At 62.2% G+C, this 22,442-nt stretch carries 21 protein-coding genes and 1 pseudogene; 19 read left to right on the top strand and 3 right to left on the bottom strand.

Translation table 11 applies throughout. From position 1 onward, the window contains the following. Window positions 1-30 precede the first annotated feature (30 nt). A complete protein-coding gene (locus K419_RS0105310; RefSeq protein ID WP_026840671.1) occupies window positions 31-495 on the top strand; it encodes a pyridoxamine 5'-phosphate oxidase family protein in 465 nt (154 codons plus the stop codon). A gap of 165 nt (window positions 496-660) precedes the next feature. Here K419_RS0105310 and K419_RS23460 read toward each other — a convergent pair whose 3' ends face one another. Beyond that, complete coding sequence (locus tag K419_RS23460) at window positions 661-807, bottom strand: hypothetical protein (protein WP_156912176.1); 147 nt, start codon at window positions 805-807, stop codon at window positions 661-663. 461 nt (window positions 808-1,268) lie between these two features. Between K419_RS23460 and buk the strand changes: the two are divergent. From buk to K419_RS0105280, 5 genes and pseudogenes are all read left to right on the top strand, one after another. Then, window positions 1,269-2,341 (top strand): annotated as a pseudogene (gene buk / locus K419_RS21630) (butyrate kinase). Beyond that, window positions 2,338-3,849 carry a phosphate acyltransferase gene (locus K419_RS0105295; RefSeq protein WP_026840670.1) on the top strand — a complete coding sequence of 504 codons (1,512 nt, stop codon included), beginning with the start codon at window positions 2,338-2,340 and terminating at the stop codon, window positions 3,847-3,849. The pseudogene buk and the gene K419_RS0105295 overlap by 4 nt, the downstream one beginning before the upstream one ends. Window positions 3,850-3,911: 62 nt before the next feature. Continuing rightward, the gene (locus K419_RS0105290; RefSeq protein ID WP_226377627.1) at window positions 3,912-4,664 is read left to right on the top strand and encodes a glycerophosphodiester phosphodiesterase; all 753 of its coding nucleotides are present in this window, start codon (window positions 3,912-3,914) and stop codon (window positions 4,662-4,664) included. After that, window positions 4,661-6,871, top strand: coding sequence for an alpha/beta fold hydrolase (locus tag K419_RS0105285; protein ID WP_026840668.1), 2,211 nt, complete (start codon window positions 4,661-4,663; stop codon window positions 6,869-6,871). Before K419_RS0105290 ends, K419_RS0105285 begins: the two co-directional genes overlap by 4 nt. A gap of 8 nt (window positions 6,872-6,879) precedes the next feature. After that, complete coding sequence (locus tag K419_RS0105280; protein WP_012531583.1) at window positions 6,880-7,494, top strand: HAD family hydrolase; 615 nt, start codon at window positions 6,880-6,882, stop codon at window positions 7,492-7,494. A 9-nt stretch (window positions 7,495-7,503) separates the two neighbouring features. On the opposite strand, the gene K419_RS0105275 is transcribed toward K419_RS0105280, so the two are convergent. Further along, on the bottom strand, window positions 7,504-7,941 hold the full coding sequence (locus tag K419_RS0105275) for a GSU0071 family protein (protein ID WP_012531582.1): 438 nt from the start codon (window positions 7,939-7,941) through the stop codon (window positions 7,504-7,506). A gap of 310 nt (window positions 7,942-8,251) precedes the next feature. Here K419_RS0105275 and rsgA point away from each other — a divergent pair, with 310 nt between their 5' ends. Both rsgA and K419_RS0105265 read left to right on the top strand, forming a co-directional pair. Next, entirely contained in the window at window positions 8,252-9,175 is a 924-nt protein-coding gene (gene rsgA, locus K419_RS0105270) for a ribosome small subunit-dependent GTPase A (RefSeq protein WP_026840666.1), read from the top strand. 15 nt (window positions 9,176-9,190) lie between these two features. Next, window positions 9,191-9,895 (top strand): spermidine synthase, encoded by a 705-nt coding sequence (locus K419_RS0105265; RefSeq protein ID WP_026840665.1) that lies wholly within the window; start codon window positions 9,191-9,193, stop codon window positions 9,893-9,895. A gap of 90 nt (window positions 9,896-9,985) precedes the next feature. Here K419_RS0105265 and K419_RS0105260 read toward each other — a convergent pair whose 3' ends face one another. Continuing rightward, complete coding sequence (locus tag K419_RS0105260) at window positions 9,986-10,288, bottom strand: hypothetical protein (RefSeq protein WP_026840664.1); 303 nt, start codon at window positions 10,286-10,288, stop codon at window positions 9,986-9,988. Between the two features lie 228 nt (window positions 10,289-10,516). Between K419_RS0105260 and K419_RS0105255 the strand changes: the two genes are divergently transcribed. From K419_RS0105255 to hypB, 11 genes are all read left to right on the top strand, one after another. Further along, a complete protein-coding gene (locus K419_RS0105255) occupies window positions 10,517-12,361 on the top strand; it encodes an MEDS domain-containing protein (protein ID WP_026840663.1) in 1,845 nt (614 codons plus the stop codon). Window positions 12,362-12,379: 18 nt separating this feature from the next. After that, a complete protein-coding gene (locus K419_RS0105250; RefSeq protein WP_026840662.1) occupies window positions 12,380-13,756 on the top strand; it encodes a sigma-54-dependent transcriptional regulator in 1,377 nt (458 codons plus the stop codon). Window positions 13,757-14,164: 408 nt separating this feature from the next. After that, a complete protein-coding gene (locus tag K419_RS0105245; RefSeq protein WP_226377626.1) occupies window positions 14,165-15,040 on the top strand; it encodes a sensor histidine kinase in 876 nt (291 codons plus the stop codon). Between the two features lie 65 nt (window positions 15,041-15,105). Beyond that, entirely contained in the window at window positions 15,106-15,438 is a 333-nt protein-coding gene (hypA, locus tag K419_RS0105240; RefSeq protein ID WP_026840660.1) for a hydrogenase maturation nickel metallochaperone HypA, read from the top strand. A 227-nt stretch (window positions 15,439-15,665) separates the two neighbouring features. Then, window positions 15,666-16,772 carry a hydrogenase small subunit gene (locus K419_RS0105235; RefSeq protein WP_026840659.1) on the top strand — a complete coding sequence of 369 codons (1,107 nt, stop codon included), beginning with the start codon at window positions 15,666-15,668 and terminating at the stop codon, window positions 16,770-16,772. Then, window positions 16,756-17,685, top strand: a complete 930-nt coding sequence (gene hybA / locus K419_RS0105230) for a hydrogenase 2 operon protein HybA (protein WP_026840658.1) — start codon at window positions 16,756-16,758, stop codon at window positions 17,683-17,685. Before K419_RS0105235 ends, hybA begins: the two co-directional genes overlap by 17 nt. Beyond that, window positions 17,685-19,025 carry a Ni/Fe-hydrogenase cytochrome b subunit gene (gene hybB, locus K419_RS0105225; RefSeq protein WP_026840657.1) on the top strand — a complete coding sequence of 447 codons (1,341 nt, stop codon included), beginning with the start codon at window positions 17,685-17,687 and terminating at the stop codon, window positions 19,023-19,025. The genes hybA and hybB overlap by 1 nt, the downstream gene beginning before the upstream one ends. Before the next feature lie 36 nt (window positions 19,026-19,061). After that, window positions 19,062-20,741, top strand: coding sequence for a nickel-dependent hydrogenase large subunit (locus tag K419_RS0105220; protein WP_026840656.1), 1,680 nt, complete (start codon window positions 19,062-19,064; stop codon window positions 20,739-20,741). A 77-nt stretch (window positions 20,742-20,818) separates the two neighbouring features. Beyond that, window positions 20,819-21,298: a HyaD/HybD family hydrogenase maturation endopeptidase gene (locus K419_RS0105215; protein WP_012531570.1), complete on the top strand. Its 480-nt coding sequence runs from the start codon at window positions 20,819-20,821 to the stop codon at window positions 21,296-21,298. 17 nt (window positions 21,299-21,315) lie between these two features. Then, complete coding sequence (locus K419_RS0105210; protein ID WP_012531569.1) at window positions 21,316-21,483, top strand: twin-arginine translocase TatA/TatE family subunit; 168 nt, start codon at window positions 21,316-21,318, stop codon at window positions 21,481-21,483. Between the two features lie 103 nt (window positions 21,484-21,586). After that, window positions 21,587-22,438, top strand: coding sequence for a hydrogenase nickel incorporation protein HypB (hypB, locus tag K419_RS21625; protein WP_035496909.1), 852 nt, complete (start codon window positions 21,587-21,589; stop codon window positions 22,436-22,438). The last annotated feature ends 4 nt before the right edge of the window (window positions 22,439-22,442 follow it).

Raw genomic sequence — 22,442 nt, 5'->3', positions numbered from 1 at the left:
CCGGACTATGAGCACCCCGAGGGAGGATCGATGCGGCATGAGATGAGAAGAAGAGAGCGGCAACTGGATGAAGCGCATGCATCTGCACTCTTGGAAAAGGGCGACGTCTGTCATCTGGCGATGGTGGACCGTGGAGAGCCTTACCTGGTTACCCTCAACTACGGTTACCGTGACTCGATCATGTATTTCCACTGCGCCATGCAGGGGAGAAAGAAGGATCTTCTAGAGTGTGGCAGCCGTGTCTGCTTCACCGTCGTCCCCCGCCATGAGCTGCTGGCGGCTGAAAAAGGGTGTGACTTCAGCATGAAATACGAAAGCGTGGTCGGCTACGGCGCGGTGCGCATTATTGAGGACCCCGAGGAGAAGCGCCGGGGGCTCTCCATCATCATGGCCCAGTACGCACCCGGAGACTTCGTCTTCCCGGATGCTTCGCTGGCGAGGACGCTGGTGTTCGCGGTCGACATTGAGGAGTTCTCCGGCAAGAGTACGTACTGAAACCGCCGTTTGCGGCAGGCCGGATAACGGACGAAAAACGCGGCAGCATCGGGTATCGATGCTGCCGCGTTGCTTGTTGGTGGAAGGGGGGGAAGTCCTAGTAGCTCTCGAAAGCCTCATCCTCCAGCTTCAGGTCGACCGTCGGTCGTACCGCACTGGAATGGGTCAGGCGTCCAACTGCTGAATGGCCCTGTTGATCTGCTCGGCGCCCGAGTCCTGCTCCCTCGACGCGGCGGATATCTCCTGCACCAGCCCGGCGGTGAAACCGCTCAATAACTTCGTGCCGATCTTAGCGTTGTAGAACCAGTTCATTGCTGCAGTCTCCTCTATAACTATTTCGTTTCATTCAGTGGGAACAAGATTGTTCCAGCTTGAAAGTCAGATACAGTATGGTTTCCTTAACAGTGTCAACTGCCATGGTTCTATCCCTTTTGCTGAGTGCGGTAAGTTTCTGTAGCAGGTGCACTCGATGCGGAGAACCTTTGTCTTCGGTGATTGAACCTATCGACAGTCCAAGGAAAAATTTAGCTTTTTCAATAAAAGTTGAACCTTTATAATGTAAACGATAATTCATCGCGTAACAAAGTTGGCAATATCCAGAGACGCGCTGGGAATGAACTGTCAACAATATTTTGTAATCATAATGTAATAGTAATCGAACGCATCTGATTCTAACGGCAATATAATGCCAACTGTTGCATCATCATTACAAAGATATAGTCACCTGCAATCCATGATCTGCCGTAGAGCGATTGTCGAGCATCGAGGTTCACATGAGAATACTGGCCATCGATCCCGGGTCCACATCCACGAAAATCGGCGTGTATCAGGACGGGCTCGCCACCAAGGGGGGGATCGAGCATCCGCGCCCGGAGATCGGCCGCTTCGCCTCCGTCATGGACCAGTTCGACTACCGCATGCAGGTCGTCCGGCAGTACCTGGAGCAGGAAGGCTTCGGAGCATGCGGGTTCGATGCCGTGGTGGGACGCGGCGGGCTGGTGCGGCCGGTGCCAGGGGGGATCTATCTGGTCAACGACGCCCTGGTGCGGGATCTGCGCGACGCGGTAAGCGGCGAACATGCGGCGAACCTGGGGGGGGTACTGGCGCTGGGATTTGCCGAGCTCCACGGCGTTCCCGCTTTCGTGGTGGACCCCCCCGTCATAGACGAGATGTGGCCGCTGGCCCGCTTCTCCGGCCTTGAGGGGATCGAGCGCAAGAGCATGTTCCACGCCTTGAATCAAAAAGCCGTGGCGCGGGACGTGGCCCTGGAGATCGGCCGGGGCTACGACGAGGTCAACCTGATCGTGGTGCACATGGGGAGCGGGATTACGGCGGGGGCGCACCGGAAGGGGAGGGTGGTCGACGTCAACAACGGCCTGAACGGCGACGGCCCCTTCTCCCCGGAGCGAAGCGGAGGGCTCCCGGTGATCGGCGTGTTGCAGCTCATCGAGCAGGGGATTCACACCCCGGACGAACTCAAGGCCATCGTGGCGCGCAAGGGGGGCTCTTCTCCTATCTTGGTTCCCCCGACCTGCGCGAGGTGGAGCGGATGGCGGCGCAGGGGAATCTCAAGGCCCGGCTGGCCGTCGATGCCATGATCTACCAGGTGGCCAAGGAGATCGGCGCCTTGGCGGCGGCGCTAGACGGGGAGGTCGACGGCATCGTCCTGACCGGCGGGGTTGCTTACAGCGCGAGCCTGGTGGAGCAGTTGACGCGCAAGGTGCGCTTCATCGCGCCGCTGTACCTGCGTCCCGGGGAACACGAGATCGAGGCGCTTTTGGCCGCGGCCCTCAGGGTGATGAACGGCGAGGAGCAGGCGAAGGAATACGCGGGGGGAGCGGCATGAAGATAGGGGGTAATCTGCAGGCGGTGCTGCAGGCGAGGGGGGTAGCACCGGAGAGCGTGCGCGAGGCGCTGGGATGGGATCGGGACACGCTGGACCGGGTGCTGGCCGACCGGCTCTCGCCCGGCATCTCCGAGCTCTTGCGGCTGGCCACCTTTCTCGGTGTCGGCATCTCCGAGCTGCTGGGGGGGGCGGAGCAGATCGGGAAAAAGGCGGTGAAGACCGGCGCAGGCGAGCGGGTCGGCGTGGACCGGAAAAATTTTCTCCACTACGAGAGCCTCGCCTCCGCCTTTGCCGGGAGGCACCTGGAGCCCTTCGTGGTGGAGGTGTATCGCGGTGCTCAAGGGAACGAGGACGTGAGCCGCCATGCCGGGGAGGAGTTTTTATTCCTTCTGAGCGGCGAGCTGCAGGTGACGGTTGCGGGGGAGGAGTTCCGCCTGGAGGCGGGGGATTCGCTTTATTTCGACTCGCAACTGCCGCATGCGCTCTCCTCTTTGGGCGAAAGCTGCCGGCTGGTCGCGGTCATCTACAAAGGGGCCTCCATGCTGCAGCTCACCAAGGGGCACGGCATGAAGAGCGTGATCGAGGCGGCCCGGCTGGTTCAGGGGCAGAGCCTGGTCCTCGTCTGTCCCGACGCCACCTCGCTGCGCGCGGTGAACAAGGGGATAGAGGAAGGAATCCTGGAAACGGCGTACCTGGTGGGGAACCGCGCCTGCATAGAAGAGAGCTGCGGCCGGGACCTTCTCTTTCCGGGTCAGTACCGGTTCGTGGACCTGGAGCCGGGGGGGGAGTACGAGCGGGAGGCGGCGCGCATCGGCGTGGAACTGATCCGTTCGGGTGCGGGGGACATGTTGATGAAGGGGGGGCTCAAAACCGCCGTCATCATCAAGGCAGCGCTCGCCAAGGAAGAGGGGATAGGGACCGGCAGGCGGCTTTCCAACGTGAGCATCTTCGAGCTTCCCGGGGTGGAGCGGCTTGTTTTCCTCACCGACCCGGCCATTAATCCCGAGCTCTTTGCCCACGCCGAGGCGGCTTCGGGCGTCGACATCATAGACAACGCCATCGAGGTGGCCCGCGCCCTCGGGGTGGAGCGCCCGAAGGTGGCGCTTTTGGAGGCGAACGAGGTGCCCTCGGAAAAGATCCCGACGACGCTTTTGGAGCAGACGCTCTCGAAAAGGGAATGGGAGGGGGCCGACGTCTCGGGGCCGCTCTCCTACGACTTGGCGCTCTACCCGGAGGCGGTGGCCAAGAAGGGGATGGTGGGGAACCCGGTGGCCGGGCGCGCCGACATCCTCGTGGTGCCGCACATCTCGGGGGGGAATTTTCTCTACAAGAGCTGGGTCTTCACCATGGGGGCCGAGGTTGCCAACGTGGTCCTGGGCGCCAGCGCCCCCATCATACTCACCTCGCGCAGCGACAGCGATCTCACCAAGTTCCTCACCATCTGCGCCAGCGCCCTCTACAGTCATTTCCTGAGGGGAAAAGGCAAAGGTGAGAAGGGGTTATGTTGATTTCTATTCCGGGCACGCGTATGCTAATGAACGTTTCCGCCGACCAAAACGTGAGGAACAGCATGGCTTGCAACACGCTCATCATCGGCCACCGTGGCGCCTCGCGCGACGCCCCCGAGAACACGCTCGCCTCGATCCGGCTTGCCTTCGAGCAGGGGGCGGACGGGATCGAGGCCGATTTCCGCCTGACCGGCGACGGCCGGATCGTCTGCCTGCATGACGAGCGCACCGCCCGCACCTCGGACGGGGACCTTGCCGTGGCGGATATGTCCCTCCCCGAGCTTGAGCGGCTCGATTTCGGCAGCTGGAAAGGGGCGCAGTGGAGCGGTGAGCGCATCCCGACCCTGCGCGAGATACTTGCCCTCCTGCCGCAAGGAAAGAGGATCTACATCGAGTTGAAAAGCGGCAGGGAGATCGTCCCCAAGCTCCGGAAGGAGCTGGCGGCGTCCGGGGTGCCGGCGGAGCAGGTGCGTTTTCTCGCCTTCGACGCCGGGCTCGTCAAGGCGGTGAAGGAAGAGCTTCCCGCCTACCGCGCCTGCTGGCTCACCGACTACCGCTATAGAAACGGATGGCGTCCGTCGCACCAGGAGATCCTCGCCACCCTGGCCGGCAGCGGTGCCGATGGACTGGCGAGTAGCGACAAGGGCGCGCTCGACTCCGAGTTGGTGCGGGAGCTGAGGCAAAGGGATCTGGAGCTTCACGCCTGGACCGTGGACCGGGCGCGGGCCGCGCGGAGGCTGTTGCTCTTGGGGGTGGATTCCATCATGACCAACCGCCCGGGGTGGCTGAGGGATGCGCTGGGGGACAAGCCATGAACCGCCAGGCCTACTTAGCCACCGGCCGGATGATCGCCCTCTTGGAAGGGTTCTCCAAGCTGAGGGTGCATGTGCACGGCAAGGAGAACATCCCGAAGGGGGGCGTGATCTTCGCGGTGAACCACTTCACCCGCATCGAGACCATGCTCCTTCCCTACCACATCCACCAGTTGACCGGGGTGCCGGTCTGGTCGCTGGCCCATGCCTCGCTGTTCGCCGGGCCATTGGGGCGCTTCCTCGACATGATGGGGGCCGTCTCCACAAGAAACCCAGACCGCGACCGCGTCATGGTGAAGACGCTTCTGACCGGGGAGGCCAACTGGATCATCTTCCCCGAAGGGCGGATGGTGAAGGACAAGGAACTCTTCCGGCAGCGCAGGCTGCTTCCCTCGATAGGCGAGCGCCCCCATTCGGGGGCCGCGACGCTCGCGCTGCGCACCGAATTCTACCGGCAGAGGCTGACGCAGCTGGAGCATAGCGCGCCGGAAGAGGTGGCGAGACTAAAAGGGCTCTTCCAGATCGCGGAATTGGCGCCGGTCGTACAGGGAAAGTGCTGGATCGTCCCGGTGAACATCACCTACTATCCGCTGAGGGCGCGGGAAAACGCGCTGAGCACGCTGGCCGGACTTTTCATGAAGGAGATGTCGCTACGCCTGAGGGAAGAGATCCTGACCGAAGGGAGCATGCTCCTCTCCGGGGTCGACATAGACGTCCGCTTCGGCGAGGCGATCGATCCGGCGCTTTATCTCCGCGGCAACGCGATCCAGGCCGACATCGCCTCCAGAGAGCCGATAGGGTTCGACGACAGGCTCCCCTCTCTGGACGACATGAAACGGGCGTCGGGAAAGCTCATGGAGCGCTGCATGGCCTCCATCTACCAGCTCACCACGGTGAACCACGACCACCTCTTCGCGTCGATGCTGCGGGCCTACCCCTTCAAGTCCATAGCCGAGGACGATTTCCGCCGCCGGGTTTTCCTACTCGCCACCCAATGCCTGAGCTCCACCGACTGTCACAGGCACCACAGCCTCACCACGGGGCAGGTCTCCCTGCTCACCGACGACCGCTACCACAAGTACAGCGAGTTCATCCAAATCGCACAGGAAAAGGGAGTAGTCGTCCTGCGGGACGGCGAACTGGTCAAGGACCGCGCCAAGTTCTCCGCCCCTTTCGAGCTGCAGCGCGCGAGGATCGACAACCCGCTTGGGGTCATCGCCAACGAGGTGCTGCCGCTCACCGTCTTGCAGCGCGAGGTGCACCTGACCGCGTGGCTTCCCGGCCGCATGGTGAAAAACCGGGTCGCGGCGCTTTTGGAGCGGGAGGCGAAGGATGAGTTCGCCAAGGACTACGCCCAGTTCTATCTGGAAAACGAAAGCAAGCCGCCCGAGGTCGGGGCGCCGCTGCTGCTCCAGGGGAGGTCGCGCCGATTGGGGGTGGTCCTCGTGCACGGGCTGCTCTCGGTTCCGGCCCAGATGCTGGAACTTGGGCGCTACCTGCAGGAGCGCGGGTTCTGGGTCTACCTGGTGCGTCTCAGGGGACACGGCACCTCGCCGGAGGACCTGGCCCGACGGACCGGGCGGGAGTGGGTGGAATCGGTGGACCTTGGCTATGCGCTGATGAGCGCGCTCTGCGACCGGGTGGTGCTGGGGGGATTCTCCTTCGGCGGCGGGGTCGCGCTCGACTGCGCAGCCCGGATCCCGCAGGTGGCTGGGGTCTTCGCGGTCTGTCCCCCGCAGCGCCTTTTGGACATCTCGTCGCGCTTCGCGCCGGCAGTCAACGTCTGGAACCGGGTCATGGACGCCATAAAATACCAGTGGGCCAAGAAGGAGTTCGTCGAGTCGGTGCCCGAGCGGCCGGAACTTAACTACACCAGGATTCCGGTATCGGGGCTGCGTGCCATGGAACGGTTCATGAGGGGGCTCGAGCCGAAGCTGGCGAAGATCGGGGTGCCGGTGCTGGTGGCCCAGGCGGAATGGGACCCGGTGGTGGACCCGCAGGGGTCGCAGCGGCTCTTCGAGATGCTGGGGAGCGCGAAGAAGAAATACCTGATGTTCCCCCTGCAGCGCCACGGCATACTGGCGGGGTCTGGGTCGCACGAGGTCCATGCGGCCCTGGGCTCCTTCGTGGAGGAGCTCCTGGCGCGGGCCGTGTCGCATCCGGCCCTGGAAGCCCCCAAGCTCCCCGGCGCCGAGGCGACGACCCCCTGAACCTTCCTATGGAGAAATCACCTTTGAAAATGAACCTCTTGCAGAGCCGGCACTGGGTCTTCGACCTGGACGGGACCCTTACCGTCGCCATCCACGATTTCGCGCAGATCCGCTCGCTTTTAGGCGTCCCGGAAGGGTGCGACATCCTTGGGCACCTGGATGCTCTCCCGGAGCCTGAAGCGGCTGCGGCCAAGGCGCTTTTGGTGAGCATCGAGGAGGAGCTGGCGGGAAGGACCGAACCCGCGGAAGGGGCCCGGGAGCTGGTGCAGCTGTTGCACCTGAGGGGGGCGCGGCTGGGGGTGCTGACCCGCAACACGCGGGAGATCGCGCTGAAGACGCTGGGAAGGATCGGGCTTATGCCCTTTATAGCGGCGGACGACGTGCTCGGGCGCGACGACGCGCTGGCGAAACCCGACCCGGACGGGATCCTGAAACTAGCGTGCCGCTGGGGAGTCTCCCCGGCGGCACTGGTAATGGTGGGTGATTATGCTTTCGACCTGCTCACCGGCCGCGCTGCCGGCGCCGGTACCATCCATGTCGATCCGGCGCGCAGTTTCCGGTGGCCCGAACTGAGCGATATCGCAGTCGGGAGCCTGACCGAACTGGCACTGGCGCTGGCGTGAGGCAAGGCTTTAGGCGAGCGCCTTCAACTCGCTGTCGGTGATCTGCACGATCTCGTCGTAGATCGCCAGCCTGACGTGCAGGTCGCACCATTTTCTGGCCACGCTGCGTATCAGGTAGAAGCCGTTGGCGAGCGTTCCGGACAATAACGCTATGCCTAGCATCCTCTGCTCCTCGACCGAGATCAGCACCGCGCCGTAGATGGCGATGTTCAGCATGGAGGCGAGCCAGGCGATTTCGGGACCCTTGAACGGGTTCAGCATCACCTTGGTGAGGTCGATGTAGTAGCGGGTCATGCCGCGCACCCGGCGCATCGACTCTACGATCTCGTCTCTTTGCTGCTTCAGGTAAAGGCAGGCAAGGAAGTGCGAGATAGCCAACTGTTTCCCATGTTGCATCCGTTCCGCGAGATACATGTCGATTGCTTCGTCCACTGTCTCTTTGCTCATGGCTGCCATCCTTCGGGTGCCCGCCGGCGCCCTTTGCCTGCAACTCTTCTCTATCAGGTTCTTCCCTCATCCGCCCCGATGCTCTTAAAAGCGAGCTGCTCTGATTCTGGCAACAGATGAAATAAACGCGGGGGCCGCATAAGGCAAACTATCAGACAAAAGCTTCTTCATGTCAACTCTCCAGTTGTCCCTATACTCCTCTCTTATCGCCGTAAATAGGGTTTTGTTGACAACTTTCCGCTCCTGCCGTACTCTCCATCCCTGGCCGCCCGGAAGCGGGGGCGACTAAGGACGGGAGAGCGGACGGCATATGGTTAAAAAGTCGCAGCAGACAAGCGCGCAGGGAGCAAGCGGGGTGATCGTCTCCCATTTCGGCGTGGCGGTCGAGGTGCTGTTCCAAAACGAGGAACGCCGCCTGGTCCGGGTAAAGAGAAACTCCGGGCACGTGGTGGGGGACCAGGTCCGCGTCGTGGGGGAGGTGCTGGAGCGGCTCCCCAGAAGGACCGAGCTGCGCCGCAGCGACGCCCGCGGCGGGGTCCACATGGTGGCCGCCAACCTCGACGTTTTGGGGATCGTCGTCGCGCCGGGGACGCCGGCCGGCTTCCTCGACCGGGCCATAGTCGCGGCGCGTGCCGCGCAGCTCCTCCCCTTTATCGTCTTCAACAAGTGCGATCTCCCCGAGGCCCGCGCCCAAAGCGCCGAGCTCTCAGGCATCTACGCCGGCATCCTGCGCTTCTTCACCCTGAGTGCGGTCACCGGCGAGGGGCTCGATCCCTTGCGCGACTTCCTGCACGAGGGGCACCGCGGCGCCTTCGTCGGCACCACCGGCGTCGGCAAGAGCTCCCTTTTGAACGCGCTTTGTCCCGACATCAACCTGAAAGTCGGGGAGCTGAGCGACGACCAGAACTGGACCGGCAGGCACACGACGACGGTTTCCTCGCTGCATGCCCTGCCCGGCGGAGGCGAGCTGGTGGACACCCCGGGCTTCAGGGATTTCGGGCTGGTGGACATCTCCACCACCGAACTCGTGGCCCATTTCCCCGGTTTCGAGGCGCTGGAGCAAAACGCCTGCCGCTTCCACAACTGCCGGCACCGTCAGGAGCCCGGCTGTGCCGTGAGGGACCGGGTCGGCTCCGGCGAGATCAACAACGACCGTTACCAGACTTATCTCGCCCTCCTCACCGAGGTTGAGGCGATAGAAGAGGCTGCACAGCGGCGCCACTGGAAGAAATAAGGAGAGTTACCGACCATGGCCCAGCCCTGGCAAGTATTGCAAAGCGTAAAGACCGCCGACGGCGTGCTGGAACTGAGACAGCGCGGCGAGAGCGATTTCCTGATCACCGTGAACGGGCTGGTGCTGATGAACAGCTCGCTGCATCGCTCCGAAGTGGCGCTGGGGGAACTCGCCTGCGGCCACCTGAAACAGCAGGAGACGCCGCGGGTGCTGGTTGGGGGGCTGGGGATGGGGATCACCCTGAGGGCGGTCCTGGACAACCTCCCGCCCAAGGCCACGGTCGTGGTGGCGGAGCTGAACCCGGTGGTGCTTGAGTGGTGCCGGGGACCGCTCTCTGCGGTGACGAACCAGGCTGCCAGCGACCCGCGGGTGACCGTGGAGATAACCGACGTGGCCGACGCCATCAGGAAAAACGCCATGGCTAGGTCGCGCTTCGACGCCATCGTGCTCGACCTGTACACCGGGCCGCACGCGAAGACGCACAAGATCGAGGATCCTCTCTACGGCGCCATCGCCATCGAGATGACCCGTGCCGCGCTGAAGCCGGGTGGGGTCTTCGCCGTGTGGGGCGAAAACTACGACCAGGGATTCGACAAGCGGCTGCGCGCCGCAGGCTTTTCAGTCACCTGCGACCGTCCCGGCCGCGGCGGGCTGCGCCACGTGGTCTACCTCGCGCGGGTGCAGCAGCGGTCGGAACCTGGACGGCAGGGGAAGCGCTGATCTCAACCAGCGCTTCTCGGCCAAGCATCTCCGGGCCCGCCTCCTCGGCGGGCTTTTTTATGCCGGCACCGGGATGACGGACAGCCGGTTCTATTTCCGCCCGGCTTCCCTGGCGAGCGCCCCGAAGGCGGCTCCGGCGTACTGCACCGCGCAGGGGTCGCTTGCCCTGGGGGGCGAAACGGCGTGCACCCCGCCGCAGGCGGGGCATCCCTGGACGAAGGTCTTCAGCTCGAATCCCTTGCCGCATTCCTGGCAGCTCACCTGCAAAGCGCCGCCGGGCAGCGGCGAGACAGCCACCTGTCCCCCATGGGCCGCCAGCACGAACTCCACCAGTTCCCTCCCCGTCGCGTAGGGACCTCCCCCCCTTGAACTACCAGATCCGCAGTCACACATCTTATCCTCCTTTTCGATAGCCTCTTGGCCTGGCGGGAAAGGTACCTTTTCCGCGGTGTCCGTGCCTTGATCTGCGTCAATAATTCCCCGATGGAAAGCCTTTTTTCCTCTTCCAGCGCTCTGTTGCCGACTTCAAATTCACCCCGCACTTGAATTGCAATGGAAATTTATTCCAGTATATTGTCTTAGGATTTTTTAACCCAGTCCCATTACTGAGGAGAGGGTCTGATGGAAGATACGAAAGAACTGGAATTCGCGGACATAGGGACAGTCAACTGTCACGACCACATCTGCCTCATCTACCATGGAGAGGGGGAGATCTACCATCCGGTGTTTCCCTTCATTCAGAAGGGGGTGGCCATCGGGGAGCGCTGCATCTATCTGTATGGGTCGGAGGACCGGCTGGAGCGTTTGCTGCAGAATGCAGTCTCCTCACAACAGGAGGACTCAGGCGCTCTGATACTGTTCCCGCTTGAGGATTTCTGGCACAAGGATGGCGTGTTCAAGCAGGAACGGGTGCTGAAACTCTTGCACAAGCTCTGCGCTGCCGCCATTGATGACGGCTTTAGCGGCACCAGGGTCATCTGTGACATGGGATGGGCCGCCTTAGAGCCTAAGCGCCAGGAACTGCTGCAGCGTATTGAGAGGGAGTTGACCGCATTCGCTTCACAAAACGACGTGACGCTCCTTTGCCTGTACAACCGGGAGCTTTTCCCGGATGAAACCATCCTGGAGCTGGCGAAGCTGCACCCGCAGGTGATCGTCGGCGGTAGAACCTGCAGCAACCCTTTCTATTTCCCGGCGGCCTCGGATCGTCGCATCAGGGGGGCGCGCTGCGAACTGGACGTTTTTATGGCCACCGCGCAGAGAATGACGACGCTTTTGGCCGAGAGCGACCGTCTCAAGCAGGAACTGGAACAGGCCTATGGCGCGCTGGCCCGTAAGATTTATGAGAATTGGCAGGAGGAGGACTCGCTTAGGGCCAACGAGAAGGAGATGCAGGAGAAGGACGAGGCTCTTTTGGAACATAAGAGGAAACTGCAGACCATCCTGCAGCATATACCGGCCATGCTGATGGCGTTCGACAGCGGCGACAGGCTTGCCGCCTGCAATCACGAGTTCGAACGGGTCACGGGCTTCAGGGTGGAAGAGGTTATCGGCAAGCCAATGCTGGAGCTGCTCCACGTGGAAGGGGAGCAGCGCGAAGAGGTGGTCTCGGCGCACCCGCGGGATGGGGGGGACTACCGGGGGAGGGAGTGGAGCCTGCGCTGCAGAGACGGCTCGGTGAAGACCGTCGCCTGGTCCAATATCTCCCGCTATGTCCCGATCAGGGGGTGGAGCAACTGGATCGTGGGACTGGACGTGTCCGCCAAACTCCATGCGGAGAACGCCCTCAAGGGGCTGCACGACGAGTTGGAGGCGAGAAACGCCGAGCTGGAGGCGTTCGGCAAGGCCGTCTCCCATGACCTTAGCGGACGGCTGGCCCGGATCGGCGAGGACTGCCGCGAAATGCAAAAGCTCTACGGCAGCGACCTCTCGACACCCTGCCGGGAGCTGCTGCAAAAGGTAGGCGTCGCGGCGCTGGAGCTGGCCGGCCCCATCGCCGCTCTGCAGCGGCTGACCGCGCTGGCGGCTGCAGGCCTGCAGCCTGAAGAGGTGGACTTGAGCGCCATGGCCTCGGAGATAGCCGAGAAGCTATCGGATACGGTGGCCCGCCCGGTCACCTTCAGGATCGAGGACGGGGTCACTGTAACCGGCGACCGGGAGATGCTCCGTTTGGCCATGGAACAACTGCTGGAGAATGCCTTCAACTGCACTGTGGGCGTAAAGCACCCGGTGATCAAGTTCGGTACCGCGCAGGTGAAGGGGGAGCGGAGCTTCTACGTTTCCGACAACGGCCCCAGGCCCGGCGAGCAGCCGGGCAAGGGAATAGTCGGCAAAGCAGAGGGGCAGGAGCGCATCTCCAGCGGCATCGGACTTGCCACGGTACAAAGGATCATCAACCTGCACCGCGGACGTTTCTGGTGCGCCGATCAAACGGGCAGGGGAGGTACCCTGTACTTCCAGTTTTAGCGGAGAAGAGGCACTATCATGAAAAGTGGTCGCACAACGCCGCTCCCAGTCGTGCTCGTCGACGACGACGAAGGGATGCTCATGCTGTACGCCATGCTCCTGAAGGGGCGCGGCATCGGGCCGGTGATGGCTTTTGATGACGCGGCTCAATTGCTCCCGTTTTTGAGGCGCAACGAGGCGGCGGCCGTGATTCTGGATCTGTCGCTTTCCACGGTCAGCGGCAAGGAGCTCCTGGAAAAGGTGGTGGAGGAGTTTCCGCAGCTGCCGGTATTGATAAGCACCAGGATCGCCGAGGTGGGACAGGCCGTATCCTGCATGCGGTCAGGCGCCTGCGACTATCTCATCAAGCCCATCGACAACCTGGTTTTTCTGGCGGCAATCGACCGGGCGCTTGGGCTTGCACGCGGGCCGGCGCACCACTGGGAGAGGGATACGGCGTCTCACGAGATCGTCACCGAGGACCGGCAGATGTTGGCCCTTTTGCGACGGACGAAAGCCGTGTCGCGTTCAGGGCAGCCGGTGCTGGTAACCGGCGAAACCGGGGTCGGCAAGGAGCTCTTCGCGGAGGCGGTACACCGCTACGGCGGGAGCCAGGGGGAGTTCGTCACGGTGAACGTCGCGGGGCTGGATGATGCCGTCTTCTCGGACACCCTTTTCGGGCATCGCAAGGGTGCTTTTACCGGGGCCCAGCAGAACCGGGACGGCCTGATCAGAAGGGCCTCCGGCGGAACGCTCTTTTTGGACGAGATCGGCGAATTGCGGGAGATTTCCCAGATCAAGCTCCTAAGGCTGATCCAGGAGCACGAGTACCTGCCGCTGGGCTCCGACACGCCTGCCTTAAGCGACGCCGGTATCGTTGTCGCCACCAACCGCGACCTCAAAATGCTGCTGGAACAGGGTCGGCTGCGCGAAGACCTGTATTACCGGCTTTGCTGCCACCAGATCCATGTCCCTCCGCTTCGGGAGCGCAGGGGGGACATTCCGCTTCTTCTGGACCACTTCGTAAGCCAGGCGGCGCGCCGGATGGGTAAGGCCAAGCCGTCGTATCCGCCTGAGCTGCTGCGCTTGCTGGAGCACTACCACTTTCCCGGCAACGTGCGCGAACTGCAGGCACTGGTCTATGACGCCGTGGCTCTGCACGAGAAAGGGGGCATGCCGCTCTCCAGCTTCAGAAGGAGGATCGAATCGGCCTCCGGGGATTCCCGTCTGGTCGCGGAACAAGAAAGCGTCACCGTCACCTTCCACGGCTTTCCCAGCATGAGGGAGGCCCAGACGCTTCTGATCAGCGAGGCGCTCCGCATGTCCAACGGCAATCAGGGAGAAGCCGCCTCGCTGCTGGGCATTTCCCGGCAGGCCCTCAACAACCGGCTCAGGAGAAAGGCGGGTTTCCCCTGAACCGGCAACAAACGTTGCAACTGCCACAAATGTTGTTCGACCTAAACCCGCCCCCCGCAACGGTCCGCGCCCCCAAGCCGGAAAAAGACAGATTTGTTGCGGTCCCCGCGGCGCCATCCAGCTCCCCTGTTGTGGAACAAGTTTCCTGAATCATTGTGAAAAACGAACCTGGCAAGGGTGGGCATGTTTACTGCTGTAGTAAATGCAGGCAGTGAGCGGGTGTAGTGGCGGCCCGGCTCCGGGGGACCCCGGGCGATCACGCCCCATGCGGGAGGTAGCAGGGGGAGACGTTCCTCTTGAAGTAAGCTCCTGGAAGGAGGAGAAGTACGGGGCGAGCAAGGTCATAAAAGGGGGTGCCCAATGACCGGCATGTTCAGGCAAAGGAAGACGAACGGGGAGGGCAGGTATTTGAACATAGACAAGGAAGTGGCATCAAGCATGCTGAACGCCTCCTACGCGGTGGACCTGAAGTCCGCGGTGCACAGCTCGTTGGAAACCATCAGGAACATGCTGCTGGAAAGGCCCAACAACGAGGAGATCAGCCTCCTGACCCAGCAGGTCGAGCGCCTTTTGACCGAACAGACCGAGCGGCTGGAATCGATCAACCGCGACCTGGAGGCATTCAACTACTCGGTAGCCCACGATCTCTGCGCGCCGCTGAGAAGGATCTGCGGCTTCACCCGAGCCCTGCAGGAGCAGTATGCCGGAAGGCTCGACCTGGAAGGGATGGATTACCTGGAGCGGATCTTCAAGTCCTCGCAGCATATGAACGACCTGATCGAGGCGCTCTTGCAGCTCTCCCAGCTCTCCTACCTGAACCTGAAGCGGGAGGTGGTCGACCTCTCCGAGATCGTGAGCGAGACTGCCAACGACCTGAAGCAGAGCGCCCCGGACCGCAAAGCTGACTTCATCATCCAGCCGCGTATCCGTACCTTCGGCGACGCGAGCCTCCTGGAAATCGCCATAAAGAACCTCTTGAGAAACGCCTGGAAATTTACCCAGATGCGGGAGGTGGCCTGTATCGAATTCGGCACCCGCGAGGTGGCAGCGGACAAGACCTGCTTCGTCAAGGACAACGGGATCGGCTTCGACATGGCAAACGCCGACAAGATGTTCCATGCCTTCCAGCGCCTGCATCCGAGCAGCGAGTTCCCCGGCAACGGCATCGGCCTCACCACGGTGCAGCGCATCATCAACCGCCACGGCGGAAGGATCTGGGCCGAAGGCGAGGTGGACAAAGGAGCGATCTTCTACTTCACCCTGCAGTCCTGCATCACCGCGTGAATGAGAGCTTTTGCGGCGGCCGGTTATCTGCTATCATCCGCCTTCGAGCTGCAAGGAGGCGGAAGATGCACGAGATGTCGATAACACAAAGCGTGGTGGATATTTGCGAGGGGCACGCCGCGGGGCGCAAGGTGACCGAGGTGGTGCTCCTGATCGGAGAGCTTTCGGGGGTGGTCCCCGAGAGCGTGGAATTCTGCTTCGAGGCGTGCAGCAAGGGAACCCTCCTGGAGGGAGCGCGCCTGAAACTGGAACTGGTCCCGGGCGTCGGCAGCTGCCCCGCCTGCCAGGGCGAGTTCCCCATCTCCACCCTGTACCAGCCCTGTCCCGGTTGCGGCGCCTTTGGCCTGAGCGTCGTAGCCGGAGAGGAGTTGCGGGTCAAGGAGCTGGAGCTGGAATGAGGACGCGTTCCCCCCCCCATTTGGGTGGGACAAAATGATACAATCGCGGGACAGAAGTACCCAGGCAAATTGGGACAAAAGCGGCACCGGCGGGATCACCCCACCGCAGCCGCTTTTTTTGTTCCTGTAAAATCAGCATCTTTCGTCTTTGGGATTTGTTTACGAAATTGGCACGGGTGTTGCCGTATACGTGCGGTTTTTGTTCTTTATTCCGAGGGAGGGTTGTTATGAAAGAAGAGATGTTCTGCGAGGGGGTAACCCGGAGGAGTTTCATGAAGGCCTGCGTCACCGCGACGGCCATGATGGGGCTTCCCTTCGCCATGCATACGCAGGTTGCCGAGGCGATCGAGAAAAACGGCAACCCAGCGGTGATCTGGCTCCATTTCCAGGAGTGCACCGGCTGTTCCGAGTCGCTTCTGCGTTCGAGCCATCCGACCATTTCCACGCTGATCCTGGACATGATTTCGCTGGACTATCACGAGACGCTGATGGTAGGTGCCGGGCACCAGGCCGAGAAGTCGCTGCACGACTCGATGAAGGCGAACCAGGGGAAGTACATCCTGGTGGTCGAGGGGGCGATCCCGACCAAGCAGAACGGGATCTTCTGCAAGGTTTCCGGCAAGACCGCCATGGAGTCGCTGCAGGAAGCGGCCAAAGGGGCTGCCGCCATCATCAGCATCGGGACCTGCGCCTCCTACGGCGGCATCCAGTCCGTGGCCCCGAACCCCACCGGCGCCGTAGGGGTCAGGGACATCGTGAAGGACAAGCCGATCATCAACATCCCGGGCTGCCCTCCCAACCCCTACAACTTCCTTTCCACCGTGCTTTACTACCTGACCTTCAAGAAGCTTCCCGAGCTTGACAACCTGGGGCGCCCGAAGTTCGCCTACGGCAGGAAGATCCACGAGCATTGCGAAAGGCGTCCGCACTTCGACGCCGGCCGCTTCGCCAAGGCCTACGGCGACCCGACCCATGCCCAGGGGTACTGCCTCTACAAGCTGGGATGCAAGGGGCCCGCGACCAGCGCCAACTGCTCCGTGCAGCGCTTCAACGACGTGGGGGCATGGCCGGTCTCCATCGGGCACCCCTGCATCGGCTGCACCGAACCGGATATCCTCTTCAAGACGGCGATCGCCGAGAAGGTGCAGATCCACGAGCCCACCCCGTTCGACAGCTACGCGCCGGTCGACTTAAAGGAAAAGGGTAAGGGGCCCGACCCGCTCACCACGGGCTTCGTGGGCCTTGCCGCCGGCGCCGCCCTTGGCGCAGGCGCCATGCTCGCCAAGAAGCTCCCGGGCAACACGCAGGAGGGCGGCGATGAAAAATCCGAGTAGACGCGATTTCCTGAAACTGGCGGGAGCGACCGGGGCGGGGCTCTTAGCCTCACGCGCCGGGAGCGCGCTCGCCAACGAGGGGACCCAGATCAACAACGAGGAACTGGGGATGCTCTACGACGCCACCAAGTGCGTCGGCTGCAAGGCGTGCATGGCCTCCTGCAAGAGGGTGAACAGCGACTACGGCTCCCTCTCCTACGAAAAGGCCAAGTTCGATAGCGACGGGCTCTGGGACGCCCCGAGCGACCTCTCCGGTTCCACCCGGACGCTGATCAAGCTCTTCAAGGAGAGCGAGCAGCGCTGGAGCTACGTCAAGTACTCCTGCATGCACTGCCAGAAGCCTTCCTGCGTCTCGGTCTGCCCGGTTTCCGCCATGACCAAGGAGAAGGTCTCCGGCATCGTCGACTACAACAAGAACACCTGCATCGGCTGCCGTTACTGCCAGATCGCCTGCCCCTACAACATCCCGAAGTTCCAGTGGGAAAAGGCGCTGCCGCAGATCGTCAAATGCGATCTCTGCAAGGCGACCAACCTGCGCGAGAAGGGGATTTCCGCCTGCGCCGAGGTCTGCCCAGTCGGTGCCATCAAGTTCGGCAAGAGAAAGGACCTCCTTTCCGAGGCGCACCAAAGGCTCAAGGATGCTCCGGACCGGTACGTGCCGCACGTCTACGGCGAGCACGAGGGAGGGGGGACGAACCACCTCTACCTGGCCTCGATGCCGTTCAACAAGCTGGGGCTTCCCGACATCAAGCCCGAGGCGCCGGCCGAGTTCTCCGAGAAGATCCAGCACACCATCTACAAGGGCTTTATCGCCCCGGTCGCGCTTTACAGCACCCTTTGCTTCATAGCGGTGAAGAACATGAAGAAGCACAAGGGGCACGACGGCCACGACCAGAAGCAGGAGGATAAGTAATGGGAAATCATGAAGAATACCAGAAGCTGGAAGGTAAGATCTTTACCAAGTCATTCTTCATCCTCCTGTCGGTGGTGCTGCTCGGCTTCTACTTCGTGGGGGTGCGCTACGTCAAGGGTATCGGCGCGGTCTCCAACATGAGCGACGGCTACCCCTGGGGGATCTGGATCACCTACGACGTCGCCACCGGAACCGCCATCGCCTGCGGCGGCTACGCGGTCGCCATCCTGGTCTACATCCGGAACCGGATGCAGTACCACCCGATGATCCGCTCGGCGATCCTCACCTCCATGTTCGGCTACGGCCTGGCCGGCTTCTCGGTCATGGTCGACTTGGGTCGCCCCTGGAACGCCTACAACTTCTTCATCCCGAGCAAGTGGCAGGCGAACTCCGCCATGTTCGAGGTCGCTCTTTGCGTCATGGCCTATTCCACGGTTCTCATCCTCGAGTTCCTCCCGGCCATCCTGACCTCCATCGAGCAGAGCAAGTGGGATCGGATGAACGCGGTCAGGAACTGGCTGCACCCGAAAATAGCCCCGGACCAGAAGAGCATGCAGGACAAGCTGGAGATGGTACGCCTGGGGGCCGTATGGCTCAAGCCGCGCCTGAACAAGGTCCTCATCTTCTTCATCGTCCTCGGCATTACGCTTCCGACCATGCATCAGTCGTCATTGGGGAGTCTGCTCCTCATCGCCTCGACCAAGCTGCACCCGCTCTGGCACACCGGGTTCCTGCCGCTGTTGTTCCTCTTGAACTGCGTCTTCATCGGCTACGCCATAGCGATCCTGGAGTCCATCATCTCCAGCTACTCCTTCAAGAGGCCCTTCGAGACCGAGGAGCTTTCGGGCTTGGCCGCGCTGATTCCGTTCGTCACCGTGATCTGGCTCTGCGTCGTGATCGGGGACCTGGCGTACCGCGGCCAGATTGGCGCCGCCCTCAAGGGGGACTTCTACTCCGGCTGGTTCCTGACCGAGTTCCTGCTGGTGGCGAGCGGCTCCCTGCTCCTTTTCTTCAAGAAACTCAGGAGATCGCCGCGCTGGCTCTTCACCAGCGCCTCGCTGATCGTCTTAGGCGGCGCCCTTTACCGTTTCAACGTCTACCTGATCGGCTTCAACCCGGGGCAGGGGTGGAGGTACTTCCCCTCCTTCGCCGAGGTGATGGTCACCGTCGGAATCGTGGCGCTGGAGGTGCTGGGGTACAAGGTGTTCGTAGCCCTCTTCCCCGTGCTTCCCAACACCTCCGCCCATGGCGGCGGGCACGCCCCCGCGAAAAAGGCGGCGGCCAAGCATGGCAAGAAAGCTGCGCTGGACGTCCCGCACGCGCCGGTCGAGGCGCACTGAACCCAATTAATTCAATTCAGCTTTTGGAGGAAATAAATGTCTAGAATCACGCTTGATCCCATCACCCGCATCGAAGGGCACCTCAGGATAGACGTCGAAGCCAACGGCGGCAAGGTCACCAACGCCTGGTCCTCGGCCCAGATGTGGCGCGGCATCGAGGTCATCCTCAAGGGGCGCGCCCCCGAGGACGCCTGGAGCTTCGTGCAGCGCTTTTGCGGCGTCTGCACCACGGTGCACGCCATCTCCTCGATCCGCGCCGTAGAGCACGCCCTGAACGTCGAGGTGCCGCTCAACGCCCAGTACATCCGCAACATCATGATCGCCCAGCACTCGGTGCAGGACCACATCGTCCACTTCTACCACCTCTCGGCGCTGGACTGGGTCGACATAGTCTCGGCGCTCAAAGCCGACCCGAAGAAGACCGCCCAGATCGCCCAGAGCATCTCCGACTGGCCGGGTAACTCCGAGAAGGAGTTCAAGGCGGTCCAGGACAAGCTGAAGGCGTTCGTCGCCGGCGGCAAACTCGGCATCTTCGCCTCCGGCTACTGGGGGCACCCGGCCATGAAGCTCTCCCCCGAGGTGAACCTGATGGCGGTGGCCCACTACCTGAAGGCGCTCGACTACCAGAGAAAGGCGTCCCAGGCGACTGCCATCCTGGGAGGGAAGAACCCGCACATCCAGAACCTGGTGGTGGGGGGCGTCGCCACCGCGATCAACACCGAGAACATCGCCACCCTCAACATCGAGCGCCTCATCTACCTGAGGACCCTGATGGAGGAGACCCGCGACTTCGTGCAGAAGGTGTACTACCCGGACCTCCTAGCCATTGCCGGTTCTTACAAGGACTGGTTCAAGTACGGGGCAGGGGTCACCAACTACATGGCGGTCCCCGAGTTCCCGGAAGACACCAAAAACGGCAAGTTCTCCCTTCCGGGCGGCGTGGTCATGGCGGGTAACATCGCCGGCATCAGGCCGGTCAAGGACCATCGCGATGAATACCTGATCAAGAACATCAAGGAGAACGTCACCCACGCCTGGTACGAGGGGAACGGCACGCTGCACCCCTGGGAAGGGGAGACCAAGCCCGACTACACCGACTTCAAGGAAAACGGCAAGTACTCCTGGTGCAAGGCGCCGACCCTGGACGGAAAGCCGGTGCAGGTAGGTCCTCCGGCGCAGATCATGGCCGCCTACGCCGCAGGAAACCCGAAGGTGAAAAAGCTCGTCGACGGCGCCGTCTCCACCCTCGGCCTCTCGATGAAGGACATCCACTCCACCATGGGGCGCCTGTACTGCCGCGGCGCGCGCGCCCACATCATGGCCGACATCGCGCTGGAAAACCTGGACAAGCTGATCGCCAACATCGCCACCGGCGACCAAACCTACGCGAACCACACCGAGATCCCCAAAGGGGAGTACCGCGGGGTGGGCTTCCACGAGGCGCCGCGCGGCACCCTGAGCCACTGGATCGTCATCAAGGACAAGAAGATCGAGAACTACCAGGCCGTCGTTCCCTCCACTTGGAACGCCGCTCCCAGAAATGACAAGGGAGAACTCGGCCCCTACGAGGCGTCGCTCGTCGGGAACCCCATCGCCGACAGCAGCAAGCCGCTGGAGGTCTTGAGGACCATCCACTCCTTCGACCCCTGCATCGCCTGCGCCGTGCACACGGTCGACCCCGAAGGAAAGGAAATCACCAAGGTGAAAGTGCTGTAAAACCAGGGGCTAGGGACTAGGAGCTGGCAAAGAACGGCCACCCCCTAGCCCCGCCTTTAGCCGTTCAAGGAGTTACCATGCAGGTCCTTATCTACGGCGCCGGGAACCTCATCCTTTCCGATGAGGGTTTCGGCGTCCATTTCGTCAGACATATGGAAGAGGTGTACCGGATACCGGAGAACGTCGAGCTCTACGACGGCGGCACCCTGGGGATCATGGTGCACTTCAAATTCGAGGAGGCCGACCGGGTCATCCTGGTGGACGTGGTCCAGGCCAAGGGAGAGCCGGGAGATATCTTCCGCTACGAGCGCGAGGACATCATGCTTAAGAACATCCCGGTGAAGATGTCCCCGCACCAGATAGGGCTCCAGGAGATGCTGCTGATCTCCGAGATGCGCGACGCGCCGAAGCCGGATCTCACCTTCTTCGGTATCGTAGCGGGCTCGCTCGAACCGGGAGACCAGCTCACCCCGCCGCTCAAGGCGGGGCTGGAGAAGGTAGCCAAGCTGGTGGTCGAAGAGCTGAATAAGGTCGGAATCGACCTCGAGCGCAAATAGCGCCAAAGGAGAAGGATATGTTCGGAATCGGTTTACCGGAACTCTGCGTCGTGGCGGCGATACTGCTGGTGGTCGCAGGACCCTCCAAGCTGCCGCAGTTCGGCCAGGCGCTGGGGAGCAGCATCAGGGGATTCAAGAAAGCCCTGAACAGTGACGATAGCGTCAAGGTAGAAGAAAAAAGGTAACCGCGACAGGGTGCGCTTTATGCACCTCTTGCCGCGGTTTTCGGGTATACTTGGCGCTCTGTGGGATCAACGCTCATGAGCCAGCCTTGGAGGATCGACTAATATGTGTGTAGATTGCGGGTGCGGCCCGTCTGACGGCAAACATGCCCATGACCATGATCATGAGCACGACCACCACCATGGGGATGGTCACCACCACGGTCATGATCACGGGCATGGCCACAGTCATGATCACGGCCAAAAGCACCATCATCACCAGCACCACGATCAGGCGCAGCCCGCCAGGAAAGTGCTGATAGAAACGGACATCCTTGCCAAAAACAACCGCATGGCGCAGGGAAACCGGGCGCTGTTTCGCGACAAGGGGCTCTTCGTGCTGAACCTGGTCAGCTCTCCGGGGTCCGGCAAGACCACCATCCTGGAGCGGACCCTGAGGGATCTCTCCGGCTCCTGCCACCCGGCGGTGATCGAAGGGGACCAGCAGACCGACAACGACGCGGTGAGGATTGCCGCTACCGGCGTCCCGGTAAAGCAGGTGAACACCGGGGCCGGCTGCCACCTGGACGCGCACATGGTGCTGCACGCCGTGGAGCACTTCGACCTGGACCGCCTGGACCTGCTCTTGATCGAGAACGTCGGCAACCTGGTCTGCCCCGCTTCCTTCGACCTGGGCGAGCACCACAAGGTGGTGGTGTTGAGCGTGACCGAGGGTGAGGACAAGCCGCTCAAGTACCCGCAGATGTTCCATGCGGCGGACGTGATGCTCCTCAACAAGGTCGACCTGCTTCCTTATCTCGATTTCGACGTGGAGGCATGCAAGGAGATGGCGCGGCGGGTGTCGCCGCAGATCCGGATCTTCGAGGTTTCCAGCAAGAGCGGCGCCGGGATGGACGCCTGGTACGGCTGGCTCAAGGACCAGATGGAGCAGGCTTCCGGGGGATCCCCTGGAGCGTGATGCG

Origin of the sequence: Citrifermentans bremense R1 (assembly GCF_000426865.1) — a bacterium.
In the GTDB taxonomy this organism is placed as follows: Bacteria; Desulfobacterota; Desulfuromonadia; order Geobacterales; family Geobacteraceae; genus Geomonas; species Geomonas bremensis.
This window is presented reverse-complemented; position numbering and strand designations above follow the sequence as displayed.